This window comes from Bacillus sp. FSL R5-0560, from assembly GCF_037966305.1.
Classification (GTDB): domain Bacteria; phylum Bacillota; class Bacilli; order Bacillales; family Bacillaceae; genus Bacillus; species Bacillus mojavensis.
Genome location: NZ_CP150195.1, coordinates 995,192 through 1,018,642, shown reverse-complemented (window position 1 = coordinate 1,018,642; position 23,451 = coordinate 995,192). Strand labels below are relative to the sequence as shown.

At 39.1% G+C, this 23,451-nt stretch carries 30 protein-coding genes and 1 pseudogene; 5 read left to right on the top strand and 26 right to left on the bottom strand.

Going from position 1 to position 23,451, the window contains the following annotated elements; all coding sequences use genetic code 11:
* Positions 1-2: 2 nt before the first annotated feature.
* The 15 genes from NST56_RS05105 to NST56_RS05035 all read right to left on the bottom strand — a co-directional run bounded on the left by NST56_RS05105 (position 3) and on the right by NST56_RS05035 (position 9,649).
* A complete protein-coding gene (locus tag NST56_RS05105; RefSeq protein WP_041904620.1) occupies positions 3-329 on the bottom strand; it encodes a YddF family protein in 327 nt (108 codons plus the stop codon).
* Positions 330-344: 15 nt separating this feature from the next.
* Positions 345-2,840, bottom strand: coding sequence for a VirB4-like ATPase ConE (conE, locus tag NST56_RS05100; protein ID WP_339180461.1), 2,496 nt, complete (start codon positions 2,838-2,840; stop codon positions 345-347).
* A complete protein-coding gene (locus NST56_RS05095) occupies positions 2,728-3,252 on the bottom strand; it encodes a conjugal transfer protein (protein ID WP_339180458.1) in 525 nt (174 codons plus the stop codon). The genes conE and NST56_RS05095 overlap by 113 nt, the downstream gene beginning before the upstream one ends.
* A gap of 12 nt (positions 3,253-3,264) precedes the next feature.
* Positions 3,265-3,513, bottom strand: coding sequence for a hypothetical protein (locus tag NST56_RS05090; RefSeq protein WP_094231416.1), 249 nt, complete (start codon positions 3,511-3,513; stop codon positions 3,265-3,267).
* A gap of 11 nt (positions 3,514-3,524) precedes the next feature.
* Positions 3,525-4,589: a conjugal transfer protein gene (locus tag NST56_RS05085; protein WP_339180454.1), complete on the bottom strand. Its 1,065-nt coding sequence runs from the start codon at positions 4,587-4,589 to the stop codon at positions 3,525-3,527.
* A 27-nt stretch (positions 4,590-4,616) separates the two neighbouring features.
* Entirely contained in the window at positions 4,617-4,766 is a 150-nt protein-coding gene (locus tag NST56_RS05080; protein WP_003328171.1) for a hypothetical protein, read from the bottom strand.
* Positions 4,767-4,789: 23 nt separating this feature from the next.
* On the bottom strand, positions 4,790-5,062 hold the full coding sequence (locus NST56_RS05075; protein ID WP_339180451.1) for a hypothetical protein: 273 nt from the start codon (positions 5,060-5,062) through the stop codon (positions 4,790-4,792).
* Positions 5,063-5,078: 16 nt separating this feature from the next.
* Positions 5,079-5,345: a hypothetical protein gene (locus NST56_RS05070; protein ID WP_106034475.1), complete on the bottom strand. Its 267-nt coding sequence runs from the start codon at positions 5,343-5,345 to the stop codon at positions 5,079-5,081.
* Positions 5,346-5,610: 265 nt separating this feature from the next.
* Positions 5,611-6,669: a DNA relaxase NicK gene (nicK, locus tag NST56_RS05065; protein WP_339180448.1), complete on the bottom strand. Its 1,059-nt coding sequence runs from the start codon at positions 6,667-6,669 to the stop codon at positions 5,611-5,613.
* Positions 6,662-8,104 carry a coupling conjugation protein ConQ gene (gene conQ / locus NST56_RS05060; protein ID WP_339180445.1) on the bottom strand — a complete coding sequence of 481 codons (1,443 nt, stop codon included), beginning with the start codon at positions 8,102-8,104 and terminating at the stop codon, positions 6,662-6,664. The genes nicK and conQ overlap by 8 nt, the downstream gene beginning before the upstream one ends.
* Positions 8,105-8,139: 35 nt before the next feature.
* A complete protein-coding gene (locus NST56_RS05055) occupies positions 8,140-8,517 on the bottom strand; it encodes a YdcP family protein (protein WP_019716387.1) in 378 nt (125 codons plus the stop codon).
* 47 nt (positions 8,518-8,564) lie between these two features.
* Positions 8,565-8,681 carry a hypothetical protein gene (locus tag NST56_RS05050; RefSeq protein ID WP_142394250.1) on the bottom strand — a complete coding sequence of 39 codons (117 nt, stop codon included), beginning with the start codon at positions 8,679-8,681 and terminating at the stop codon, positions 8,565-8,567.
* Between the two features lie 205 nt (positions 8,682-8,886).
* Positions 8,887-9,147: a hypothetical protein gene (locus tag NST56_RS05045; protein WP_339180438.1), complete on the bottom strand. Its 261-nt coding sequence runs from the start codon at positions 9,145-9,147 to the stop codon at positions 8,887-8,889.
* A 53-nt stretch (positions 9,148-9,200) separates the two neighbouring features.
* The gene (locus NST56_RS05040; RefSeq protein ID WP_339180435.1) at positions 9,201-9,461 is read right to left on the bottom strand and encodes a hypothetical protein; all 261 of its coding nucleotides are present in this window, start codon (positions 9,459-9,461) and stop codon (positions 9,201-9,203) included.
* Positions 9,458-9,649: an ICEBs1 excisionase gene (locus NST56_RS05035; RefSeq protein ID WP_339180432.1), complete on the bottom strand. Its 192-nt coding sequence runs from the start codon at positions 9,647-9,649 to the stop codon at positions 9,458-9,460. Before NST56_RS05035 ends, NST56_RS05040 begins: the two co-directional genes overlap by 4 nt.
* A 176-nt stretch (positions 9,650-9,825) precedes the next feature.
* On the opposite strand from NST56_RS05035, the gene NST56_RS05030 reads away from it, so the two are divergent.
* Genes NST56_RS05030 through NST56_RS05020 form a run of 3 tightly spaced genes read left to right on the top strand, consistent with a single transcriptional unit; the run spans position 9,826 to position 11,885 of the window.
* Positions 9,826-10,203 (top strand): helix-turn-helix transcriptional regulator, encoded by a 378-nt coding sequence (locus NST56_RS05030; protein ID WP_268447599.1) that lies wholly within the window; start codon positions 9,826-9,828, stop codon positions 10,201-10,203.
* Positions 10,200-10,721: an ImmA/IrrE family metallo-endopeptidase gene (locus NST56_RS05025; protein ID WP_339180428.1), complete on the top strand. Its 522-nt coding sequence runs from the start codon at positions 10,200-10,202 to the stop codon at positions 10,719-10,721. Before NST56_RS05030 ends, NST56_RS05025 begins: the two co-directional genes overlap by 4 nt.
* A gap of 21 nt (positions 10,722-10,742) precedes the next feature.
* Positions 10,743-11,885, top strand: coding sequence for a site-specific integrase (locus tag NST56_RS05020; protein ID WP_268447597.1), 1,143 nt, complete (start codon positions 10,743-10,745; stop codon positions 11,883-11,885).
* Between the two features lie 174 nt (positions 11,886-12,059).
* Here NST56_RS05020 and NST56_RS05015 read toward each other — a convergent pair whose 3' ends face one another.
* Positions 12,060-13,451 carry an L-cystine transporter gene (locus tag NST56_RS05015; RefSeq protein ID WP_168747278.1) on the bottom strand — a complete coding sequence of 464 codons (1,392 nt, stop codon included), beginning with the start codon at positions 13,449-13,451 and terminating at the stop codon, positions 12,060-12,062.
* Positions 13,452-13,623: 172 nt separating this feature from the next.
* Here NST56_RS05015 and NST56_RS05010 point away from each other — a divergent pair, with 172 nt between their 5' ends.
* A complete protein-coding gene (locus NST56_RS05010; RefSeq protein WP_339180423.1) occupies positions 13,624-14,703 on the top strand; it encodes a diguanylate cyclase in 1,080 nt (359 codons plus the stop codon).
* A 5-nt stretch (positions 14,704-14,708) separates the two neighbouring features.
* On the opposite strand, the gene NST56_RS05005 is transcribed toward NST56_RS05010, so the two are convergent.
* Positions 14,709-15,536: a MetQ/NlpA family ABC transporter substrate-binding protein gene (locus tag NST56_RS05005; RefSeq protein WP_339180420.1), complete on the bottom strand. Its 828-nt coding sequence runs from the start codon at positions 15,534-15,536 to the stop codon at positions 14,709-14,711.
* Between the two features lie 446 nt (positions 15,537-15,982).
* Between NST56_RS05005 and cspB the strand changes: the two genes are divergently transcribed.
* Positions 15,983-16,186: a cold shock-like protein CspB gene (gene cspB / locus NST56_RS05000; protein ID WP_010333511.1), complete on the top strand. Its 204-nt coding sequence runs from the start codon at positions 15,983-15,985 to the stop codon at positions 16,184-16,186.
* 92 nt (positions 16,187-16,278) lie between these two features.
* On the opposite strand, the gene NST56_RS04995 is transcribed toward cspB, so the two are convergent.
* The 9 genes and pseudogenes from NST56_RS04995 to NST56_RS04955 all read right to left on the bottom strand — a co-directional run bounded on the left by NST56_RS04995 (position 16,279) and on the right by NST56_RS04955 (position 23,419).
* On the bottom strand, positions 16,279-17,220 hold the full coding sequence (locus NST56_RS04995) for an ABC transporter permease (RefSeq protein ID WP_010333510.1): 942 nt from the start codon (positions 17,218-17,220) through the stop codon (positions 16,279-16,281).
* Positions 17,213-18,130: an ABC transporter ATP-binding protein gene (locus tag NST56_RS04990; protein ID WP_010333509.1), complete on the bottom strand. Its 918-nt coding sequence runs from the start codon at positions 18,128-18,130 to the stop codon at positions 17,213-17,215. Before NST56_RS04990 ends, NST56_RS04995 begins: the two co-directional genes overlap by 8 nt.
* 16 nt (positions 18,131-18,146) lie before the next feature.
* Entirely contained in the window at positions 18,147-18,845 is a 699-nt protein-coding gene (locus tag NST56_RS04985; protein ID WP_339180416.1) for an ABC transporter ATP-binding protein, read from the bottom strand.
* Entirely contained in the window at positions 18,842-19,213 is a 372-nt protein-coding gene (locus NST56_RS04980) for a GntR family transcriptional regulator (protein ID WP_010333507.1), read from the bottom strand. The genes NST56_RS04985 and NST56_RS04980 overlap by 4 nt, the downstream gene beginning before the upstream one ends.
* A 5-nt stretch (positions 19,214-19,218) precedes the next feature.
* Positions 19,219-19,998, bottom strand: a complete 780-nt coding sequence (locus NST56_RS04975; protein ID WP_010333506.1) for a hypothetical protein — start codon at positions 19,996-19,998, stop codon at positions 19,219-19,221.
* A gap of 169 nt (positions 19,999-20,167) precedes the next feature.
* Positions 20,168-20,542, bottom strand: a complete 375-nt coding sequence (locus NST56_RS04970) for a hypothetical protein (protein ID WP_010333505.1) — start codon at positions 20,540-20,542, stop codon at positions 20,168-20,170.
* Positions 20,543-20,554: 12 nt separating this feature from the next.
* Positions 20,555-21,085 (bottom strand): NAD(P)H-dependent oxidoreductase, encoded by a 531-nt coding sequence (locus NST56_RS04965; protein ID WP_010333504.1) that lies wholly within the window; start codon positions 21,083-21,085, stop codon positions 20,555-20,557.
* Positions 21,086-21,107: 22 nt separating this feature from the next.
* Positions 21,108-22,712 carry an MFS transporter gene (locus NST56_RS04960; protein WP_010333503.1) on the bottom strand — a complete coding sequence of 535 codons (1,605 nt, stop codon included), beginning with the start codon at positions 22,710-22,712 and terminating at the stop codon, positions 21,108-21,110.
* Positions 22,713-22,752: 40 nt separating this feature from the next.
* Positions 22,753-23,419: pseudogene (locus tag NST56_RS04955) on the bottom strand (HlyD family efflux transporter periplasmic adaptor subunit).
* Between the last annotated feature and the right edge of the window lie 32 nt (positions 23,420-23,451).

The window sequence follows — 23,451 nt, the reverse complement described above, 5'->3', positions numbered from 1 at the left end:
TCCTAATCTAACCGAGTTAATAAATAAAATTGGTATCTGGCTTTCTCTAAGTCTCTTTGCGTTAGCAGCACGTTTTCGGGATATCGTTCATACAGAGAGAAACAGATTGCTTTTTGATATTTCATATGCCTGAAAGTCTTTCGGTTTTGTTCAATCTTGATACCTAATAATTTTTGCAGGAACTGCGCTGTTGATTTATGCCCGATGAAGCTTTTGTATCGACCGTCATAATGATTCAGCCATTGTTTTACTTCGTCCAGTGTAATTTTTTCAGCTTTATAAAATCCTGGACTCGTGACCACAAGAGAGTTTAAGAAAGCTATTTCCATGTACTTCAACCCCTTTTATAAATATTTTTCTTCCGCATATGCGACAGCTTTTTTCTCAACTGTTTTCAGAGCACCTTGCCATTCTTCGAATAGGCATTCAATTGAAATTTTGGAGGTGCGCCCATAGTAATCTTTAAATAAGCATTGACCTTGGAACATGGATTCCATCATTTTTTTGTTTTCTTTTGTGACCTCCATATTCATCCACTTCAACACTTCTTCACGTTCGTTTGGTTCGTCAAAGGCGAAGGCAACGCCAAAGTTTCCGGAATCTTCTTCTTTCAAAGCGTCTTTTGTGGATTGGGAAATGAAGTATTCCGCATTGTTGTATGAGCGACCAATCCGGCGCATTTGTCTTTCTACTTTTTTTCCTTGTTGTGACGTGGTAAATATCCAAGCTTCATCTATAAATTCAACTGTCTGTTCATCTTGATTCATGCCAAATAGTTCGCAGAACTTACCGAGTGCAAACATAACCGCACTAGACTTTAGTTGTGATATCGTGTAGTTTTCAAGTCGCTCAGCATGATCCGGCAAATCCATATTTTCAACTTCTAAAATGGTGATTCGTTTTTCAAGTGACAATGCAGGATTTGAACCATCATGAATACAAAGTTTCAAAATGGAATCTGAAACGACCTCATTTAAATAGTCGCCAGCTTTTTGTACAGCTTCTTCCGGATGTTTCTGCATCCTCCGAATAATATCAAGTGAGCCAACCTGTTCGCCTTTCTGTTTTGCCTCAATTACTTCTGACGTAGCCCGAAGGAAGGCTGTGTTCACATCGTCTTTCCCTTTAAAGTCATATACTTGTTCAAAAATAACTTGAACCAGCTCTTTTGCTTTCATAGGAGGGAGGAAGGAGATAGGGTCAAGCGCCCCCCAATTGTGCGTGTTTTCATGATCTAGTGTGATATAGTTGTATTTTTCTAAATGTGCAATATATAAGGGAAAGTTCTCTCGAATATACTCATCATTCAAGACTCTTTGAATCCACTTTCTCATTTCCTTTTTAGGGTCAATATAAAGAGATTTAATGTTTAACATGCTGATATAGTTAAAGATCAATTTCGCCAGATATGACTTGCCGTTTCCTGTGTCTCCTGTGATTAGGCAGTGAGGAGAACGTGTCTTTGAACCTTTTAACTGCTGATTCGCTAAGAAAGGGTGGAATAAGACAAAATCACGGCTGGACATAATGGCACTTTCTAAGTCGGTGTGCTCTTGGAAACGATCAACCCAACCGAGAAAGAATCCAATTTTCGAACCAATATCAGAGTTAACAGCGAAAAGGCCTTCTGCCACGCCGTCTTGCGTTGTTTTTTGAATCCAGTTCTTGTCGGTTATATCTAATTTTTCGCCGGGAAGCATCTTATAAAAAAGATTCAGTTGGTCAGCTACCGGAAGGCGACATGTAATGCCAGCGCCTTTTAAGTGTCTTTTGACAATTGTTGCTTTACCCACACATTCTTTTTTTGTTTTCCCATGAACGACAATCACAGATAGCCAGTTCATCAAATGCACTTCTTCTTTCTTAATCTCATCTTGTAAATGTCTTACCATCGTTGCACTTGTGACAGTGGAAACATCACTTCGATCACCTGTGCTTTGTTGTTCTTTTTGTTCTTCTTTTAGTTGCTGTTTTTTGAGGTTGAGGGCAGGTTTAGTAATTGATTTTGATTCCGTTTGTATTTTCATTTGGACTTCGACAGGGAAGGGAAGTGACTGCGTTTCATAAAACAAATCACTTTCAGACATATTGTGAAGAAATTCGTCAATCACCACAAAAGCCGTATAACCTTCATCTTGGTCACTATGCAAATGTAAAACTGATGGGTCAGTAGGATCTATGATAGTATTTGTTATCGAACGAACATCCTTTATTTCGCTTTCCTCATTCGTCTGGTGATTCAATCCACGCACAAAGTGATAACGGTTAATATATGTCATTTCTGATTCTGAAAGCCGTTCTCCGCGAACAGAAGCCATAATGTTGGCTAGTGTTTCTTCGACTTCCTCATATTTTTCAAAAAAAGAGGTGGAAACATTTTGTTCCCACCCGAGCATTTTCACAACAGTATCAGTCGCCGTATTGAATAGAGATAAAATATTATCTTTTAGTTCGACACTAATATTTACAAGACTGCTTTTCAGCTTTACACCTAAAATGAAATCATACTTTGTCAGCCTTCCTAATCGCTGTTCTAACAGCCTTACCGTTTCTTCATTGTAGTAACGAGCCACATCCATTGCATCTGCCGCAATATCTGTTTCTAAATCCTTAAATCGTTTTTTTAATTCATACTCACTTGGATACATCATCAAGTGAAAATCCTCATAAGATGTAATTTCTTCGAAAAGATGCTGCCACTTCTTCTTATACGATTCAACTTTTTCTCTATTTTGCATAGGAATCGAATTGCTCTTTATTCGGTAGTACGCCCAAACGTCGCCCGTTCTTGTCAACAGCAAATTCTTGTGTATTGCCTTCATAGGCGTTTTTAGTCTCATTCGAATAATCCACCACCTTCACAAGTTTTCGAAACTCAATTTGTTTTTCATTACTTAAATCAACCTTTCGGTCATTGCAAAACTTCTTTTGTGGAAGCTTGATGAAGAAGTAATACATTGCAAAATCAAAGAAGTATAAATAGATGTTTTTGCCTTCCGGCTTTATTTTTGTAACCAGCATTGTTAAAAAAATCGGTATTCCAAAAATTACGATGACGAAACTGTTATCAAAAGCGTGAGGAAAAATCATCCTCACGCCGTACCAAAAGCCAAAGCAGATACCAACAAAAATGAAGTAGTTAATAGCCGGTATTAATTCAACTGCAAAAGGTAATGAATAGTTGTCGGTTAATTGCTGAATCTTTTTCGGCTCTCTCATTGCCTTCCGATAGTTGAACACCAGACGACTCATTCAAATGCCCCCTTACAATTTTTCCATTAGTGCATTGATCCAACCGGAGAATTCTGACCAGTGTTTAATAATCCAAGTCACCGCACTACCAATACAGCAGACAAAAATAATGCCGCCCATTTTTAATTTCGTAAGATGCTTTGCGGCTATGAACATGACCACGATCGTAATGAATTGGACAACAACATCTGATGCCCATCCTTTTATCCCTCCAAGTGTTGGAAGGTCTGCGCCAAGAATAAAGAAATTCATGAAATCCATATTTAAACCTCCTATTGATGTTTGATTTTATTTACATAAAACTGACCGCTGTTTTCCGTAATCTCTAAACTGAATTTTTCATTTACCGGAATATCATTTTCTTTTTCCTTAAATCGAACAGCACAAAAAACCTCGAAACCTTTTTTCGTCTCGAAGATTTTCATTGACTGAACTTCCCCAAATAACAAGTTTCCTTCCAACGCTTCGGGCTTTTTCATCATATAAACCATTTCTTCTTTCTTTTCAGAAGCGTATTTTTCAAAGAAAGTATGAAGGAATGATTCGATAGATTCTTTTTTCTCGCCTGCATATTCGTCTCTAGTTTCTTCTTTACTCTCAGAAGCAATATTGCCTTTCAGATCATAGATCTGTGTAAAGTAAGGAACAGCAGACACCGCAAAGGAATCACCTTTATTTGTGACTGGAATATTCAGCAACATTTGTTTTTCGGATTTTTCGTTTGTTTTAACCTTTTCTTTCACCTTCTTTTTCTTCTTTCCGTCTTTAACTTCTTTTTCAACTTCCTTTTCTACAGGGTATAGATTTTCATATGTGACCTTATATTGAAAAAGGCTGTTTTTATCACCTTCTTTCACGTTATATAAGCTGTAATCTTTCAACTCTCGATCACCTTTTAAACCATCCACATTGAAGCGTTCTTCATCTTCAAAATGGTTATCCTCCTGTTTCACCATGTAGCTTTCAAGGCTCTGCATGCGTTTTTCAATAGATTCTTGATCGTTCTTCACATTCACATATTCATTGATGAACCCTGATAGAAAGTTTTCAGCAGCAGTCACCGAAATTTTTTGTTTATCGTCATTTGTTGGCTTATTGGCTTCTTCTTTCATGTCATTAATTTGGGATCGTGTGTTAATTGATAGAAGCACAGCGAGCAAGCAGATAAACAGCAAGCCCCCAACACAAGACCACAATGTAACGGCTATCAGCTTCGACCTGTCACGAGGAACTTTCTGTTTATCTTTTTCCGGTCTTTCAATTCGTTTCAGCTTTTGAAAGGCAGATCGAAAAAATGAATCATCTTTTTTATCCGAGCCAATTTCTTTATGGAGCAATTTGTTTCACTCTCCTTTCATAGATTTCTAAGCACTTTCCTCCTGGTTAACTTTCATGTTTCTTGTCATTTTCAAAATGGCTCTCGCCATTTTTTCATAGTTCGGTTCATTTAACTCCGTCACGATCACTTCCACTGGCTTACCTTTAATTTCAACAACCTCAACACTCTGTTTCATGAAAGACCTCGCTTTCTTTAAACCTATTTTGTTTTTTCGAGGAATAATAAAAAGGATGCTACACGATGTAACACCCTTTTTATGCTTTGATTCTCCACATAAACTTTTAAGCTAGTCATTCGACCGTCCGGCAAATACCTTGTCTTGTAAAATGTGTAACGATATTCAGCAAAACCTTTTATTCGTTCGCCTTCGACAACCAACATACAATCTCTGCTTAAACTTCTCACAAAAACTAAAGAGGGGATACCCACATTAAAACCCAAGCTTTTGAATCGTTTGTCTACAGCAGACACCGCACATTTTCACCCCTTATTGGTAGTAGCTAATTCCTTCAAACTCCACAATTCTTTCATCTGTCTCAGCATCTTCATCCTCCAGTATGTTGAATGTGGCTTGAAGTTTGGCATTCACGTTATCTATAACCGCAAGAGTTTGAACTATGACTCTTTGAGCAACATCACTGTAAAAGACATCTTCCATCATTCTTTCGATCAATTCCTCAGCAATATCCAAACAGCCAAGAGACTCCAAATCACTTTCCAGTCGGGCCTTATTCAACAGATTAATGTTAAACATCTTATCCCTCCGATTTAAGTTCTTGGGTTTCACCCAAACCCACCAACGGATGCCCGTTGGATTGCTGTTAATCTAGCCCCCTATTCCCCCGAATCATCGGGGGACTCCCTCGCCGGTAGGCAGGAACAAACGGTTGTTTGTTCAATGCCAAGAGGGTTTGGGTAGCGCTGAATATGTCAACTCCTTATCCTCACTTCGTTCCGGTACCGTTGACACATACGTTTACTCGCATCACCTGTGTTTATAAAGATTTAGCAGATTGTTTTTAAACGACCATGTCTGTAACATCAGCAAGAAACACATCTAACATTTTTTTATGTTTGTCTGCCAGTTCAGCTTCTGCAATCATATCTGATAGATCGGTTTTCCCTAAATGTTCATCGGCTTCAAGCACCATTTTCATAGTGGGAGCACAAGAGTTACGAAGCCAGTTTCTTGATTTCTGATAGAAGTCTTTTTGTGGTTTGACGTACAAAGGAAGTCTTCCAATATCACCTATAAATTCAGACCAAAAAAGGCTCGTTTTCCAATGCTCTCTAGTGATGTTTTCATCAGCATCAACGAACCTTACATAGTTATTAATGATCTGCATAGCGATTAAGGTTAAATCCTTTGTTTTCAATAAAGCATCTATGGCAACTTGTGCACGTTCATTTTTAAGCCGCAGTTCATAACGATTCCAATCGCCTAGTTCTTCTAACGAAATGTTATACTTTTCTGCTTGTTCATAGTTTTTTTCATAAAAGCAAAGGTACGCTTCTGACTTTTTAGAACCGAAATATATTGTCGTCCCGCCTGTAATGCCATCAGATAGATCAAAGGAGCCATTGAAATCAGATTTTCTAAAGCGTGAAATACATTCGCCCTTTTGGGCTTTCTTTAATAATTCCGGTATAGAAAAGTACGTCTTTTTATCATCAATCGCCAAATCAAAGCGAGTAAATGAACCGCCTTGCGCCATGCAATCTTGAAAGAAGTCGTACCATGTTTTCTTCCGGCATTCCAAGAAGGATTCAAATTGACGGCAACCTTGACCGGACATTTCTATCAAAACACCTCTGTTGTCATCTGGCGCAGAATAAAAGACTTTGATATAGTCCAGTTCATACGTGCCAACATAGCCATAGAAACCAGATTGTTTTTCAGTCATAAAGTCTTTGCTAAGGTGAAGAACTTCTTCAATAATTCGGTCAACATCATGAGTTTTAAAAGAGACTCGAATATAGTCAACCATTGATACCAAAGGACTTTCAACGGTTTCATTTTTTTCTTTTACGATTACTACCCCCCTGTTAGCGTGGGGGGGTTGTTTTAGCTCATCCATTCGCTTCGCTCACTCCTTCGCCGCTGGCCGTCTGGTCGCTTACGCTGCCGCTGGCGACTGCCGTCGCCTGCGCTCCCTCGACTCCAGCCAGCGATTCTTTAATAGACGACATAAAATCATATCCTTTCGGTACGATAGGGCTGTAAAACTCCAACACCGAACCAGTGCCAACATTGGCATATCCTCGCCCTGTCTCTTTTTTATTCACATATGCTTTATCAACATCACCAAACATCATCCCGTAGCCCGTATCTGACATTAAACCTAACGACACACGGAAGCTAAACTGATCACGAATACCATCAGCCAAGTATTTTGCATCTGGACGTTGTGCCCCTAAAACGAGAAAGTAACCTGGCTGTCTCCCCAACATGACCAACTGCTTCATGTAAGAAAGGGCTTCATTTCTTTCTTTCATATCTAACAAATCCATAAATGCCACATATTCATCAAAGAAGATAAAAACAGGTTTTAAGCCTAAATAGGCATAGTTTTCACCTGTCTTATAATTAGGCATTTGCTTCATTTCATCCATGCGCTCCATCATGCCATCTACAGACCTTCTCAGACACATAAGAATACCGTTCTTTTGGGAATACACCTTTTTCGGAAGCACTTCTTCCAAGTCTGCTAAATCAGCATTTTTAGGGTCCAATATCCTTATATCTGCCCCCAGTCCAACACATGCTTTAATAATCGTTAGCATGAAGTATGTTTTTCCTCCACCTGTACCACCCGCAATAAGCATGTGCGGCAATTTATCAAATTGCCATGAAATATGCTTCATTAACGGAAGGACTCCATTCTCAGCTACTGCATCATCAATGGAAATACGATTCTTTTTCACATCATAAAGAAGCTTAAAACATACAAAACCTTCTTCTATTTGCTTATCCACCAGGTCACAAAATAAGCCGTTTTCCAAATCCTTTCCTAAGTCTAGGAAGCGATTCTGAAAACGGCTCATATCCATAGCAATACGGATATAAATGTGGTTGTTTTTGACCCTATAATACATTCTAGGAAAGTATGTGATTTTTTCCTTTGAGTCAGTTTCATTTGAAAAGAGTTTTCTTACTTTCACATTTTCTTTTTCGTAAAACTTGTTAGAGAAAATCATTTTAGCAATCTTTTGCCTGTGAAGGATTTTCTTATAGCTGTCAAACAAAAGAAAGTAAGATGCAACTATGCTTCCAACAGCAATTAACACAGAACATAAAACACTTTTAATGATTAAAGGTACATTCCACTCAAAATGTTTTATAACACGGTTAAGATCAAAATGAACCAGTTGTTCTCTCCAAAAGATCAACATAGACAATAAAAAAACAGGCACAAAGATAATTGCGCCTGCTAATTTTACGTTATTTCTCATGTACGGGCGGATTCGTTTGCCCCTGTATTTCCAAAATCTTTTGTTTAAGAAATCACTCATATATATCACCTGCCCGCCGATATGAGAGCATCACGTTATTTCTTTTCATTTCCACTAGTTACCGCGGCAGGTTTTGAGGATACAGCAGACCCTGCGCCTTTTAATACCAGGTCTTCTGCTTCAACAGTCCAGTTAACATTAGCAAAATTCCCATTTGCTCTAGCAGAAGCCATGATTTTCGGATTTTTCAATTCAACATCCTTAAAGAAATCAAATTCCTTTAAGTCAACATAAGCAGGAATTGTCACTTCAATCTGCCCGCCTTGTACACTAGACCCTAAATTATATATCCTTGATTCCAATGTATCTGTTCTTTTACCATCCACATAGGCATAGCGCTCACGGTTTAAACCTAAAAATTTCAGTTCACCAAAAGTCATATTGATATCCGGTACAATAAAGTTTAAGTTCATTTTTCATATCCCCATTTCATTTTTTATTATTTATTTTCAAAAGATCATTAAATTTCGATTTTATATTTTGGATTCGCTCCGGTTCTGTATCCATCTTGGCGCTTATCAGTTGCTAACGGCGTTATGCCCTCATGGCAACCTAGTAGGCTAATTATAGCCATCAAGCTGACTACAGCTATTCCGCACGCTTATTCTAGCCTGCTACAGCATTTAAGGTGATTGCTGTTCATCACTCAAATACTCACGCATGACTTTTCAGCAAGAATGCCGTATAATAAAAGTGTCTAGTTTTTATTTGCCGGCGTTCTTGATGATCATTCGTCAAGGCGCTTTTTTTGTCTGTATATAGTTTTCAAAGAACAAACACCCCTAGCGACATAAGTTATACAATTCATCGTTATATAAAGTAAACACTTGGTTATCCTTCTTACTCAATGGACGAGTTGACCAGATACACCACCAATCCCAACCTTTTAACTGCTTGGATACTTGTTCATTAGCCCTTAAATGATTATCTTCATCGACAACAAAAGTTTCACAAATCACATAATCTTTAAAATGTTTTAAATCTTTATCAGCCTTTAAAGCTTCAACATCAGTGATGATTGTTGCATTTACCCTTATTTTCATTGCATCCCCCCTTTCAAAGAGTTTCTAACGGATAACTATAGTGGTATATAACGTCACACTATGGATGATTGCCGCAACTTTGCAATGTCTTTTCTTCCAATGCAGTAATGCTTACATATCCTTCGATAAGAAACTCCTTTCCGCAGTAATTCTTTAACGCTATCATTTGTTAATGGAAGGTTTAAATAATGATTTATGATGACTGAATTTAGAGCAATTTTCATTCGTGCTACCCAATCACCTTCCATTTGTCTGGCTAAAGGAACAGCTTCCTGCATAAAAGAATGTGTTTGTTGTAAATTCATATGACTCACCCTGTTTTACTCTGGTTACCATCGTAGAAGTAACATTTTTCAAAATAACGTCTGTTAACTCTTCCTTTAACAACCTTATAGCCTTGATTTTGTAACTGGGCATTTAATTGCCTAATGACTTCATATGCTTTACCCTTTTTAACCTTCAGCAATTTAACAATATCTTCTGCTGTAAGAAAGTCATCCACTTTGCTCCCCTCCATTTTGAAACGCTTTGTTGATAATTTAATTATATTGAAACTTTTTGTATAAGTCAATGATTTTTTGAAACAAAATGATTAAAATAAAAAAATAAACACATTATAAAAAACATAATGAATAAAACAATTTCAAATATCTTTAAAAGCGATTGGATGATATAAAAATGACATTAGGACAAAGATTAAAAGAATCTAGATTGAAAGCTGGTTATAAATCACAAACAGAAGCTGCAAAACAATTAGGAATTACAAGCCAAGTATTATCTAACTATGAAGGAGGGAGACGGGATCCAGATACACAAACCTTAAAAGCATTGGCGGAGTTATACAATGTATCCGCAGACTACCTATTGGGAACTGAAAAAAAGAAACCTTCGAAATTGGATGAATCAATAAACGAAGCCATTGAAGAATTAAAAAAAGAAGAAACATTATTGCTAATGAGGAATGCTGATATTGACGAAGAAACAGCTCAATTGATCAAACAAGCATTAATCAATGGAATAAAATATGTAGATGCAATGAAGAAAAAGAAAGAGTGATTATTATTTATACAAATAAATCAATTAAACATAAAGCACAGGAGATTATCAAAAAATTCACATATAATGATCCCTATGAGATTTGTTCCGCACTCAATATCCCTATTCTTGAAAGTAATTTAGGACAAAAATTAAACGGTTTTCTTCAGTATTACGAAGAAGAAGATCAATACATTATTCAAGTAGCAAAGAACAAAACACACAAAAAATTCATTATCGCTCATGAACTTGGACACTATTTCTTACACAAACAATTGAATACATTTAAAATGCTTAATTGTTCAATTACTTTAGAAGAAAAACTCGAAAGGCAAGCTGACATTTTCGCAGCAGAACTTATTATCACCGACAGAATGATTTATGATGAGTTACCTTATATAAAACATTTATCAAATATCCAGTTAGCATCATACTTTAACATTCCAATTTCCATCATGAATCTGAAATTGGAACAAATGAAATTTTTCCACTTACACAATTCTGCTAATACACCAAATATGATATTTAAAATTATTTGAAGTAAGGAGGTAATTCTGAATATGCCTATAAGAAAATTGTCAAATGGTAAATACCGAGTTGATATAAGTTTGGGGATTGACCCAATCACAGGTAAAAGAAGAAGAAAAACAAAAATCGCAAATTCTTCTAAAGAAGCCGAAGAAATTTATTATTCAACACGTCGAAAATATCATAATGGTGATCTACCAAGTGCTATAAAAAGATCTTATTCTTTTACAGAACTAACAGAAAAATTCTTAGCAATAAAAAAAAGAGAAGTAAAACCATCAACGTTCAGAACAATTGAAAATATAGTTAATAGCAGGATACTCCCTTATTTCAAGAATTCCACAATTAAGTCGATTACACATAACGATATATACAAATATAGAGAAAATCTTCAAAATGATAATCTAAAATACACATATATAAATAAGGTTATGGCTTATGTAAAAGGCATCTTTGATTTAGCCATCCAAGAAAACCTTTTATCAGAACACCCCTCCAAAAAGTTAAAAAAACTAAAGAATAAACATGGTATTGAAGAAAATATTAAATTCTGGACTCCAGAACAATTTCAAAAGTTTGTCACGATATTTGATGACAACAATTACAAAGATTTCTTCAAGAAAACATATTATACTTTCGCTTATTTTACAGGCGTTAGAATGGGCGAACAGCTAGCATTAGAATGGAAAGATTTTAATATATTTACTAATGAAATAAAAATAAATAAAACATTAACACTAATAAAGCAAGGAAATGATTTCCTTGTCACGTCTCCTAAAACCTCAAAATCAAATAGAGTCATTACAGTTAATAAAAAATTGTCATCCGTACTCAAGCAGTGGAAAGAACGACAAAAAGAAGCATTAGAGGATTACGGTATAGAGCAAACTGACGAAACAAGAATTTTCAAATTCAATCATAGAACACCAAACCGAAACTACTTAAATGAATTTATAAAGCAAGCATGTGAAAAGTACAACCTTGATATCCCTCCAATTAACATCCATGCACTTAGGCACTCACATGTCTCTTTACTAATTAATAGTGGGGAAGACATTTTTATAATCTCAGAACGATTAGGACACATGAAAACCAACACAACTTACGAGATATACGGCCACCTTTTCCCCAATCGACAAAAAGAACTTGCAGATAGATTAGATAACCTATTTTAATTAAACTTCTTCCGACCTTTGTTTCCAGTAACTTTTAGTAAGTGGAGTAAAAAGGAGTAAAAGCAAATCATAAAAAAGAAAAAAGAACCCATGAAACCCTAATATTACAGGATTCATGGGTCTTTTATTGAGATTAACCAGTAATCCTCTGACGGATTACACGTTTTACTATGTCTAGGCTTCTTCCGCTTCGATCACATTGGATCGATCTTGGAATACACCAGAATCTATTTCCTTCGTGACTTTGCTGGTAATCAGGCCTGATGTCATACTTCCGCTGACATTCAGCGCAGTACGTCCCATGTCAATCAACGGTTCGATAGAAATTAATAAACCGGCGAGCGCCACAGGCATATTTAACGCTGATAAAACGAGCAGCGCTGCAAATGTAGCTCCGCCGCCAACTCCGGCGACACCAAACGAGCTGATGGCAACAACCGCGATAACTGAGATGATAAACGCCGGATCAAACGGATTTTGGCCGATTGTCGGAGCAATCATCATTGCCAGCATAGCCGGATAAATGCCGGCACAGCCATTTTGGCCGATAGATAGTCCGAACGAGCCGGCGAAGTTCGCAATTCCTTCCGGCACACCCAAGCTCCTTTGTGTTTTAATGTTCAGCGGCAAAGCGCCTGCGCTTGATCGTGACGTAAATGCAAACACGAGTACAGGCAGCGCTTTTTTCAAATAAACAACCGGATTTAATCCGCTGATCGTCAACAGAAGCAAGTGGATGATAAACATTACAATTAACGCGGCATATGAAGCAATGACAAACATACCAAGTTTCAAAATGCTGTCAATATCACTTGTCGCAATCGTTTTTGTCATAATGGCCAGCACACCGTAAGGCGTCAGTCTCAAGATGAGAGTAACAACCCGCATGACAATGGCGTAAACAGCATCAATCAATTTTTTGAACGTTTCTGCCTGTTCAGGCTGTTTCCGTCTCACACCTAGAAATGCAATGCCTAGAAAAGCGGCAAAAATAACGACTCCAATCGTTGATGTCGGTCTAGCCCCTGTAAAATCCAAAAACGGATTTCCAGGAAGCAGTTCAATCATTTGCTGAGGCAGTGTTTTCGCTGTCATCTCCTCTGATTTCTGTTCAAGCTCCTGTCCCCGAGAAAGCTCTGTACTTCCTTGGTCAACCTGGATCGCCTGAAGATCAAAGGAAAGGGCGGACACAATACCAACCGCCGCGGCTACAGCTGTAGTCGCAACCAAAATCCCGATAATCAAACCGCTGATTTTCCCGAGATTTTTTGTCAGCTTCATCTTTGTAAAAGCGCCTAGAATGGAAATAAAAACAAGCGGCATGACAATCATCTGAAGCAATTTGACATATCCGCCCCCGGCAATATTAAACCAGTCGGCTGTTTGAACCACAATGTTTGAAGTCGGACCGTATATCAGCTGAAGCGCAAACCCAAAAACGATTCCCAGCCCCAGCGCAGTAAACACACGTTTTGAAAAAGAAACATGTTTCTTCTGCATGGCAAAGAGCCCAATAATGAGTAAAAGTAAAATAAATACATGCAAAATGACTAGCAAAGTCTCCAATTGAGGCAAACTCTCCCTTCAAAATTTTTCTTATATACTATATTACACAAATTCCGATAGTTCAAGTAAGAATTATTCCAGCATCAATATTTGGATAAAAAAAACCAATGAATACCGTTTTTGTTCTTTTCATTCCCCCCTTTCTTTAGTAACTTATAAAAGGGTGATAATATTGCTGAAAGAACTGTTCGTAAACTTGACTATTTTAATCACATTTAATTATCTGTTCACCCACCTGTTTAAAGAAAGGTTAATACATAAAAAAGACCGCCTTTCCTTTCAGCTAGTAAAAGGAGCTGCTTGCGGTCTCCTCGGGGTTATTCTTATGAATTTTGGTTTGACGTATCACCATTCAATCATTGATTTTAGAAATATCCCTATTATGATCGCCGCTCTTTATGGAGGCTGGGTGTCTACGGTGACAGCCCTGATGATAATCGCAACAGGCCGCATGCTGATCAGCTTGAATGAATCAGCGCTGTATTCCATGATTACAATTTGTATCGCTGCTGTGCTGTCACTTATTGCATCAAGGAGAGAAGAAGTTCAGCTGAAACACGTCCTATTACTTTTAATCATTTCAAATGGGTTCATCTCCTTTTTCTTCTATGTATTTGTTGATATCCATTCACTTAAGCTGCACTTTTACTTTTGGCTGATTTCAATTATCGGCGGCATGCTCAGCCTATATATTATCGAGCATGAAACCAATGCACATCTTTTATTTAAACAATATAAGTTCCAGGCGCACTATGACTTTTTGACAGGTATTTATAACCGCAGAAAGTTTGAAGAAATCACACAAGACCTGTATCAACAGGCTGCACACACTCCATCTTTACAATTTTCGCTTATTTATATGGATATCGATCACTTTAAAACCATTAACGATCAATACGGCCATCATGAGGGAGATCAGGTTCTGAAAGAGCTGGGATCCCGACTAAAACAAAATATCCGCAACACTGATCCTGCCGCACGGATCGGCGGCGAGGAATTTGCCCTCCTCTTGCCAAATTGCACGCCCGAGAAAGCAGTCCAAATCGCCGAACGGATCAGGCACTCGATCAGTAATACACCGATTGTATTAACAAACGGAGAAAAGCTTGCCGTTACGGCCTCACTGGGAGTAGCCCATTACCCCCGAAACACAGATAAGCCGGAAACCTTGCCTGTTCTTGCTGATCAAATGCTGTATAAAGCGAAAGAAAACGGCCGAAACAAAGTATGGTTTACCATAAAAAAAGAATGAATTCATTATTTGAATTCATTCTTCCAATCTGAAAGACGATGTAAAGGCAAAAAAGCGGGAACAAGCATCCCTTGATACTCTTGTTCAATAAATGCCGCTGTATCATCTGATTGATAGAGTTCAAGGATGGTTTGCAATGTTTCGCGATCTCTGTCCTCAGCCCTGACAACAATTACATTCATATCTTCCTTCACGGTTTGCCTGCCGCCCTTTAATGTATGCTTCTGCGGGTTCAACCCCGCTTTTTTTGCGGCAGCTGTTTTCATCACAAACACATCAGCTCCGCTCATTGCATCCTGTTGGCGTACGGTTTTCAATTTCAAGTGTTTCGGATTATCTTTTATCACATCAATTGAACCGGTTCCATTAAAACCGTTCTTCAAAGTAAGCAGTCCCGCTTCCTGCAGGAGTGTAAGGGCCCGCCCAAAATCGAGCGCTTCATCCGGGACAGCAACAACAGCACCGCGCGGAATATCTTTGATTTGCCGATATCGTTTTGAATAAATGCCCATAGGCGCTATGTATGTCGTGCCAAGCGGTGCCAGTTTATGTTTGTATTTCTTTGAGAACGACTGAAAATATGAAATGGATTGAATAGCATTGGCATCAATCTCTTTGTTTGCCAGCGCTATATCTGATTCTGCATAATCAGAGAATAGAATCAGCTGAATATCAAGCCCTTCCGCTTCAGCCTTTTTTACGATATAGTTCCATATCGCTTCGTCCGACTCAGCAATTCCTATTTTTATCGTTTCATGTTCTGCTGACCGTGAGCATGCAGTAAATGAAACGAAAAGAACAAGAACAAAACTGCATACAAGCCACTTTTTCATTGTGACACCATACTCCTATCTATCTTATTAGAGCATGCAAGCAATATCAGACATAAAAATCAGACGCTCTTAGTTGATAAACGTTGTCATTTGTAACATTGGTTAACTTTACCTTACTCATATCAGATAGGGTTGTCAATTACTATTACCCCTACCTTTCCGTAAAGAGATACAAAAGAAAAAAGTCCTGCAAACATATGATCACGTATCGAAAAAACAGATACATTTCGGCAAATAAATATCAAAATGAAAAATAATATGTTATTTTCCGAAAAAAGTTTCGTTTAACAGTTGTTTTTTCTCGAAATTACTGGTAGAGTAAAGGTAATTATTTTTGTTCGAACTATCTTTAAGAAGAAAGTTTTGTAAGAGTTTTCGTCTTGGAAGTTTGTTTTAGAGCAAGAATAGTGAATTTAAGCGTTATGATCGCTTTAGGAGGAAATTTCATGTTAGAAGGTAAAGTAAAATGGTTCAACTCTGAAAAAGGTTTCGGATTCATCGAAGTAGAAGGTCAAGACGATGTATTCGTTCATTTCTCTGCTATTCAAGGCGAAGGCTTCAAAACTTTAGAAGAAGGCCAATCAGTTTCTTTCGAAATCGTTGAAGGAAACCGTGGACCACAAGCTGCTAACGTTACTAAAGAAGCGTAAGCATAAATTGATAATAAGAACTGCAGGTGCAAGCCTGCAGTTCTTATTTTAAAGAAAAAGCTGTTTTGCTTATGCAAAACAGCTTTTTTTCATTAGTTCGCAATATCCCGTTTCATAAAGATTCCGAAAGCAAGCAACAGGAAGACAACAAAATAAATCGCCAGCATCACAATGGAGAATGTCATTGTCATCCCTTCCACTAACGGTGTTCCTTCTACATACTGCATCAGATTAACATTCGCAAATAAAATATACTTTGCCCAGTCAAACTTCACCGCCATAAACGCAGTGGCTGTCGTGCCCGTTACCAATAAAAAGATGGAGAACCCTACAGCAAGAGAGCTGTTTCTAAATACTGCGGACAGCATAAATGCCATCGTAGCCAGCATTAAAGCCGCAACAGATTCTGAGAGATACGTTTTGGCCAAATATCCCAACATATTTTGCTCCAATACATGACCATCCTTATAGATTAAATGAACATTCGCGGCAGTGTCCCCGCCTGTTCCGAAAAAGACCAGTCCCAGCAAAGTTGAACCTATAAATAAAATAAACAGCAATAAGAGACCAAATAAAAGAACGGTAATATATTTAGAAAGCAGAATTTGAAAACGGCTGAGCGGCCGGATCATTAACAGCTTAACCGTACCCCAGTTAAATTCGTTTGCGACGATGCCAGCTGCAATTATAATCGTGAACAGCCCAGTAAGGATTGTAAAACCGGCAGAATCCGTTACATAAGACCAAACGGTATATCCAGTGTCACTCGGGATATTATGTTCAATGCGATAGTTATTGATTGTGATCGTTTCTTCATATTGTCCTTTCAGGGAAGGATCTTCTTTCATTGCCTTCTTCAAATCACTATTTTGTGCTTGAAGCGTCTCTTTCCACTTCGGATTTGCTTCATCGGTTGAAAAGTGGTTTGTTAAAAATGCCCACCCGATCATTGTCAAAGCAAGAATTCCGATCATCACCCATGTTCCGACACGGCTGAAAATTTTGATCCACTCATTATAAATCAAATTAAGCATGTTGAACCTCCTCTTTTGCTTCGCCTGTGATTTCTAAGAAACGGTCCTCTAATGATTTTGTAATCACTTTGACTTCATAAATGCGGATTTGCTGCATGACCAGCAATTCAATCACTGCAGGGACGTCTTCTTTAGCCAGTTTGATTTCCAAACCGTTTGTCTTGATTACCGAATCATATTCTCTTAGAATCGCAGCAGTTTCCTTCGGCTGCTCCACTTGGAAGAAATATGTATCCTTTTCATCAGTTATTTCATCTCTTACATTCTGAATATCGATAAGCTTTCCTTTTTGGATAATCGCAATTCGGTCACACATCAGTTCCATTTCTGACAGCAGATGACTTGATACGATGACAGCCATTCCTCTTTCTCGCGTCAGCTTCTTTAAATGGTCTCTGATTTCTCTGATTCCCGCCGGATCAAGGCCGTTTGTCGGTTCATCCAAGATCAGCACTTTCGGATCGTGCAGAAGGCATTGTGCCAAGCCAAGACGTTGTCTCATCCCCAGTGAGTAGGTTTTCACTTTATCATGGATTCTATCTTTGAGGCCGACTAGTTCCACCACTTCATCAATTTTTTCCTTCGTGACACCCTTTACCATCCTTGCGTATTGCTGGAGATTTTTATATCCGCTTAAAAATTTATACAGCTCTGGATTCTCTACAATAGCCCCGATATGTTTGATTGCCTTGGCATAATCTTTCGTGATTGATTGGCCGCAAATAAGCACATCACCTTGTGACAGCTTCATTAAACCGACCATCATTCTGATTGTCGTCGTTTTCCCCGCTCCATTCGGTCCCAGAAATCCAAATACTTCGCCTTCGCGAATCGTAAAACTCAGTTGATCAATGATCGTCCGGCCTCTGATGTTTTTTGTCACATTTTTTAATTCCAATACAGTTTTCATCAAATTCCTCCTCTTTCTAGTAAACTTCCATATTCGTTTTAAACCATTGCAGCACGGACATACCTTCCTGCTCGCGAATCTCTTCCACATTACGCTGTGCCACTTTTTCTCCGTCGGCGAGTACGATGACCTCGTCAAGCAGGGTTTCAATTTCATCAATTTCGTGTGTGGCTATGACAACGATTTGCTGCTCAAAATCAATATAAGAAACGAGGCTGTTGACAATTGAATCCCTGACCATCGGATCAAGACCGGAAAAAGGCTCATCCAATAGAATGACGGAAGCTCTTCTTGATAGTGCCAGCACGATTTTAAGACGGCCTCGACTCCCCTTGGAAAGCTGCTTTATCTTTTTTTCAGGCTTCAGCTGCATTTCTTTAAGCAGCTGATAGGCTTTTTCCATTTGAAAGTCAGGGAACTGTGATTCGTAAAAATCGAGCATATCTTTCACCGTAAATCCGGGATAAAACATGTCTAGCTCTGTTAGATAAGCCGTGTACTTGATCATGTCTCTTGTTACAGGCTGTTCACCTGCTTTCACTGAACCTGAAGTAGGGAACATCAGTCCGGCGATTAATTTTAAGGTCGTCGATTTCCCGCTGCCATTCGAGCCCAAAAGCCCGTAAATTTTTCCCGGGAATAAAGTAAAGGATATTTTATTCACCCCCGTATGGCCGCCGTATCTCTTAGACACATTGTCAAATACAATATTCATTCCTGTCCTCCTTTCGTGTATTTTTTAATCCCTGCCAGCATTTCTTCTTTTGTTAATCCCAGCTCTGCCATTTGATGAATAAAACTTTCAAACACTTCACGGGTAAGCCTCTCTTTCAGTTCATCCACGATTTCAGCTTTTTCAGCGATAAATGTCCCTTGCCCTCTTCTTGTCTCCACAATTCCCAGCCTTTCCATTTCACTGTAGGTTCTTTGAATCGTATTCGGATTTACTTTTGTTTGAATTGCCATTTCTCTGACAGACGGCAGCTTGTCTCCGGGAACAAGCTCCTTTCTGACCAGCCTATAAAAAATTTGATCAGCAATCTGCATATAAATCGGTTTAGAGGATTGAAAGTCTTGTTTCATTTTCTCTACACCTCAACTTTTCGCTGCAGGAGCCTGGAAGCCAGAAAAAGAAACACAGCTGCCAACACCAGCATGACAATAATGGACGGATATGGAAGATGGAAGATGTTTAATTCCACACGCCACCCTAAGGATCCCTTGTATGTAAAACCGACATCTCCATACGTTGTGAAATAATACAGTTTATCCAGCGGTGTCAGCCAAGGTATGATCAAATGGTCCTCTACATAAAACCACCCTACCCCCAGTAACATACAAATGAACCAGCGAAACCGTCTGATGAAGGAAGAACTTGATTTTAAAGAATGAAACACATTCCACAGCAGGATTACCGCACAGGAAAGATAAGCAGTAAATACCAGCCCATAAAGATTAAAGACCAGTATCGTGCCTGCAAGCGGGACTTGATCAGCAATGAGCGCTTTTGAGTCAAGGTACTGATAAAGAGAGATTCCGTAAACTGAAATCAAAAACTGAAAAATGAATTGATAGACAAGACCGGCAGTCAGCTTCGAGAGTAAAAGCGTGGCTGCGCCGTTCGGATTATATAACCATAGCTGGTTTTTCCCCTCTACACGAAGACAATTGTAGACCAGCAAAGGAGCTAAAAATACTTGAAAAATGGCAAGCACAACCCAGCATCCAAAAACAGCTAAAGGTTCTTCAGCCAGCCGTTCGAATAAAAAGCTCCCGGCAGATAATAGTATGACTGCACAGAGACATGCAAAAAACCGCATTTTTGACAGTCTCAGATCCTTTTTTACTAAACCCCAAAACGGCTTCATTGTTTTTCCCCCTAAAAACACTTATAAAGTGTATGAATCAAATAGTACACTATGACTTTCCAAAATACAACATATTCCATGGATTTATTTAATAAATAACCAAGTTTTATACATTTAAACAGCATAAAAAAAGCAAACCCGCCATGAGTAAACGGATTTGCCTTTGATATTATTTCTTTTTGTTTTTCATGGAGAGCAGCGCATCTCGATAACTGCTGTCCTGCATTTTGTCACTTTTTTCAGTGACCTCTTTTTCTTTCTGATCTTCCTCAGAATGCTTAAACTTTTGAAGCGCCTGCCGGTAGAAATCATCCCCAATTGAGTCACTTTTCTCTTTTCCAGAGTCAGTTTTTACAACGGCTGGGACATGCTCAGCAGCCCGTGCTTCAGCAGGGTATTTTGCTTCGTTTTTTTCCTCTTCTGGAGGGGCGATTTTTTCAGCTGTTTCTCGCTTCTCGAGTCCAGCAGAGGCGTTGCGGACATTATACGTGATAAGGCCCGCAATCACAATGACAGCAGCAATAATTGCTATTATAATGGCCATTTTAACCTCTCCTTACTGTCCGGCTGTTAAGTTTCCTGTGACTTGGCTGACACGTCTTCCTAATGCGCGGCCCAGCTGAATACCTTCCTCAGACATTAACTCATCACTGTCTACTGGACAAGTGACGCCCGCTCCGTAGTAAGAACCGTACAGTGCGTTTTCAGGCACATTGCCAGGCAGACCGACAACAATCATCCCTTGGTGGAACATTGGCGTGATTAAGTTGTGCATTGTCATTTCCAAACCGCCGTGTGTTGTTGCCGTTGTGCAGAATACTGCGCCGACTTTGTTGATCAGCTCGCCTTCAGCCCACAAGTAGCCGAGTCTGTCGATCCAAGTTTTCAGACCTGCACTGATTGTACCGAAATGCCCTGGGCATCCCCAAATAATCGCGTCCATGTCTTTAAGCTTGCGGATATCCGCCTGATCTACGTGGTCGATGAATACTTCAGCCGTGTCGTTTTCCCGAGCGCCTTCAGCAATCGCTTCTGCCAATACCTTTGTATGTTCACCTTCACTGTCATACACTACATAAATTTTCATTTAGGAAACCTCCCTGTACAGTTTAAGATTCCTTCACTTCTTTTGGAGCCGGAAGCAATGAAAGCTCCTCTTTTTTCTTTTTCTCCGCACGCAATTTATCTTTTCTGACATCACGCAGGAAAAGACTGAGAATCACACCTGCCACACAGAATAATGTCGCCCACATAAAGGCGTCATTAATCCCCATGACGTTTGAATCGAGTGACGCGTGTTTGTAAATATGTGAGTAAACATACGTTTTCGCTGTCTCATAGGGTACATTCATATTCACCATTATATTCGAAACTGCATTTTGGAACGCATGGAGGAAGTTCGGGTCCGCCGTGCTTGTTTTATCTGCAATTTGTGAATAATGGAATGTCGTACGGTTTGTATAAATCGTCGTAATTAAGCTTGTTCCAATCGATCCGCTGATTTGGCGGAGCGTGTTGCTCATCGCTGTTCCGTGACTGTTCAGACGGGCAGGAAGCTGGTTCATCCCAGCCGTCATGACAGGCATCATTAAGAGTGACATACCGAATGCGCGAATTGAGTATACAAGCATAATGTGTGTATACGGTGTATCAATGGTCAATTGCGTATATTGGAATGTTGTCACCACTGTCACGACCAGTCCGATAATCGCAAGCGGTCTCGGGCCGAATTTATCAAACAAAATACCTGAGATCGGTGACATGATCAGCATCACGATCGCACCCGGAAGCAGAAGCAGACCGGATTGAAGCGCCGTAAATCCGACCAGGTTTTGCAGATAGATCGGTAACAGGAACATACCAGTGTAAAGTGCCACTGTAATAATGATATTAATAACACTTGAGAGTGAGAAAATGTCGTATTTAAACACTCTGAAATCAAGCATCGGATCATCATGACGCAATTGCTGAACAACAAAAGCAATAATTGCAATGACGCCAATTATAACTGTAGACAGTACAACCGGGTCGGTCCAGCCGTCAGAACCCGCTTCACTGACTCCGTATAATAAGGATGCGAATCCGACAATCGAGAGGATCGCTCCAAGAGTGTCGAGTTTGATTTTTTGCGGCTCCACCAAATTCTTAAAGATGAAGAAAGCCACGATGATAACAATTGCGCCGACTGGCACAAGTCCGTAAAACATGATGCGCCATGTGTAATGCTCAATAATCCACCCGGAAAGAGTCGGGCCGACCGCTGGAGCAAACATCATCGCAAGTCCGAAAATCCCCATTCCTTTCCCCCTGCTTTCAGGCGGGAAGATTAACAGAATGGTTGTCATAACAAGCGGCTGCAAGATACCTCCGCCCACGGCTTGGATCAAACGGCCGATCAGCATTGTAGAGAAGTTAGGTGCGATACCGCAGACTAACGTACCGAGCGTAAAACAGAACATGGCGACGAGAAAGAGACTCCGTTGGCCAAAACGTGTAATCAGGAAGGCAGATAACGGAATTAATACGCCGTTAACAAGCATGTAACCTGTTGTGAGCCACTGAATCGTCGTTGCACTTACGCCAAATTCAGTCATTAAGTGCGGCATTGCGACGTTAAGCAATGTTTGGTTTAGTATTGCCAAGAATAAACCCGACATTAGCACAATCAGCAATGTCATAGGGCTTTTTGTATTTTTTTCTTTGCCTGTAGCCATCTAAGACAACCTCCTTTCATGGTTTGATGACTGATCTGTTTTACTCAGAGATTTTAACAGATGCATTCATACCTGGAAGCACCTTATCAGATGGGTTTTTGATTGAAATTTTAACTGGAACTTTTTGAGTTACTTTTGTGTAGTTTCCGCTTGAATTTGTAGATGGAAGCATATCAAAAGTTGAGTTAGTCGCATAGCCAATTTCTTCTACAGTACCATCAAATGTTGTATCAGGATCTCCGTCGACTACTACGTCTACACTATTTCCTACTTCAACATCTGCAATATCTGTTTCTTTAATATTTGCTGTGATATAAAGGTTGTCCATGTCAATCGTTTGCGCAATTGTTGTGCCAGCTTGTACGGTTTGTCCGTTTTTCACTTCGTTTTTCACAATTGTTCCATCCATGATGGATTTTACATCAACAGTTTGTTCACCTTTGATTTTTGCAACTATGTCGCCTTTTTTCACTGTTTTTCCTTCTTCAAGATCCCAGTCGGATACTTTACCTGCTGCCGGAGCTGAAATAGCTGCCATATCGCCGGCTACTTTTGCTTCATCTGTTTTTACGTAGTTTGTGCTTTGATAATAGTAGTAAGCACCTCCGCCTATAATTGCAAGAACAACAATCAAACCGATAATGTTGGTCAGAATTAAACGTCCTCTGTTCATTTTGTTTTTCTCCTTTCGTTTCTTCCTCTATCATTTTGTGGAAAGCTGGTGAAAATATGTGGGATG